The sequence below is a fragment of the Gelidibacter sp. genome, assembly GCF_035577925.1.
Lineage (GTDB): Bacteria > Bacteroidota > Bacteroidia > Flavobacteriales > Flavobacteriaceae > Gelidibacter.
Map to the genome: position 1 here is coordinate 1 of NZ_DATJCY010000286.1, position 2,388 is coordinate 2,388.

Below are 2,388 nucleotides of genomic sequence, written 5' to 3' on the forward strand. Positions count from 1 at the left end.
ACGGGAACTTACAAAATGTTAAAATAAAAGGTTGTTTATTTTTTAAGTAGCTAGTTAATACACACTTTTATTAATTAAATATTAAAAAAAACAGAAATGTTATCTTTATGGCTTGATTTAAAGAGGCTTTTAACTCCTCAGGCACTTTCAGAAAACGGTTGATTTTTTGAAACAGGTCTTTACAATTTCTGGCTTTATTGATGTATTATTGGTTAAGTTGTTCTTTTTTTATGATAGGATTGGATTTTACCGTTTTTTCCTGACGACAGGGCGCACGTTCCCTTTAGTTTTTTTGCCAATTTAAAATCAGGCTGCTTTTTGGTTCAAGTTAGCGTGCATTCGCCTTCCTATTTCCAATGCATTTGCTGTGTGGATCCCGAAGAATATCCAAAGTATTTCAGTTTTCTTAGTTTTGGCCTTGATCTTTTTGAGGTGGTAATGTTCTTTTTCCTTGCCAAAACTGCCTTCTAATCTCGAAGCTCTCTCTTTGGTGATTTGTGCCTTTAGCTTCTTTTCGTCCGCATAGCCTTTGGGCAGCTTTCCCTTGCGCTTAAAATCTGTCTTTATCCCATGCCCGGTCACAAACTTTCTGTTTTTATTGGTAGCGTAGATGGCATCAGCACCCAGTACCTTTAGTTTCCTTTTGGTAAGGCCTTGTGTTTTATAGACTGTGGATTGCAGCCTTGTGCCTTCATTGAAGGCATCAAAGCTGATATGTTCTATGAAATTGATCCCATCAACCTGTACTTTATTGACCTTAGCTCCAAACTCAACAGGTTTGACTTCTTTGCCCCTGACAATGGGCCGTATGTAATCTTTCGAGATGCTAACGATGCGATCTTTTATTCTCTCCCCGGTCCTGAAATGTTCTTCTTGCTGTTTGCAGATTTTCCTTATGGTTGCCACTCTTCTGTAGTAGCGTACCGTAAAGGTCAGGTCGTGGGATTTTCGCAATTGATCCTCAAAACCTATAAACTTCTTTAGCAATTTGAGCAGCGCCCTTGTCAAGCTTACCCGTTTTTTATTGGTCTTGCGGCGCATCTTGCTAAAGCTTTGGTAACGACGTTTCCACTTTAGGTACTTACTGCGGACCATCCTGGTCCCTAAAATACGGCAGGTTTTACGTAGCTGATTGTACAACCAGCTCGTTGCCTCCCATAACAGTTTCTGTACAGTGGGATAACGCAGTTCACTCTCATAGCAAGTGGCATCTGTGGTGGCTTGATTGGCACTGGCGATAAAGTCGGACCAGTGCCCGTAGAATGTTTTTTCTGTGGAATCTATATCAAGGTGGTCTGCCAGCTCACATCTTATTTGACTGACGATCTTGTAATTGTCAAGACGCTTGTCGCCCAAGGCAATGTCACAAAAGAATTGATATTCCAAATTGCCATTTAGCTGTTCCACCAGCTTTCTATCGGAACAGCAGGCATAATGTTTTAAGAACATTAATCCCAAACGACCTTTGGGACTAAAGAGCATGTCGCGTCCATGTTTCTCTTCAGTAAGGTTGAAATGGGAAACCAAATTGTCCCAGGGAATGGCCTGATGTATTTTTCCCAGGTCGCTTTCTATAAATCGCGAGTAAAAATTGTCATAATCCTCGCTCAGGGGAAAAAAGAGAAAAACGACCTTGCAGGTCAGAAATTCTTTGTACTTTCATGATAGATTATTTTTGGAAACCCCGTATTTTGACATTATAGGTCATTTTCGGGGTTTTTGTTACTATAAATATACAATAAAACCCTTGTAAATACAAGGGTTTTAAGGCTTTCTGAAAGTGCCGATAAAGTCATTTCCCAAATCGAATTCGTTAATCACGATTTTAAACCAAATATAATAGACTTCAAAGGCAACAAGTTTCTTTTCTCAAAATTGGAAAACAAAACCAGTTCCGAAATCAATTTCTATAAATTTGCAAATTTTACGTTTTATTCAGATAGCAAAGGTCGCGGACAAGTATTAACTCTTTATGATCTTAAACTCTAAAGCTTTCAATCACGTCGTTTAACCGTTAAATTTCGCTTATTTAAGGACATCTCCATATTGATCGTTATAAATGAAAGCCATATCATCATATAACTTTTCAGGCTCATAAACATAGGACCACAAACGATCATCATTAATAAACTGACCTGTACCTAATTCAGTAATTGTCCCATTATTTGGAATCTCTCTCTTTATAACCACAAAAGACTCAAAGTCTTTACCTAATAATTGATCTATTTCATATGACTTTCCTGTAAAATCAAGGTTGACGACTTCGTCTTTACCATCAAATTTAACATGTAAAAAGAACATACTATCTAAATTGGCTTTGCTTTTATCAGTAAGGATGTAATACAAGGTATGATCGTCCAGCAGTAAGTCGTATCCTTCTTGATGCTT

Annotated in this window: 2 protein-coding genes; both read right to left on the reverse strand. The window is 37.9% G+C overall.

Annotated elements, in window-relative coordinates:
- Window positions 1-306: 306 nt before the first annotated feature.
- Window positions 307-1,482 carry a transposase gene (locus VNJ50_RS11245; RefSeq protein WP_325581909.1) on the reverse strand — a complete coding sequence of 392 codons (1,176 nt, stop codon included), beginning with the start codon at window positions 1,480-1,482 and terminating at the stop codon, window positions 307-309.
- 543 nt (window positions 1,483-2,025) lie between these two features.
- Window positions 2,026-2,388, reverse strand: a 363-nt coding sequence (locus VNJ50_RS11250; RefSeq protein WP_325581911.1) for a hypothetical protein, incomplete at its 5' end; no start/stop codon positions are given.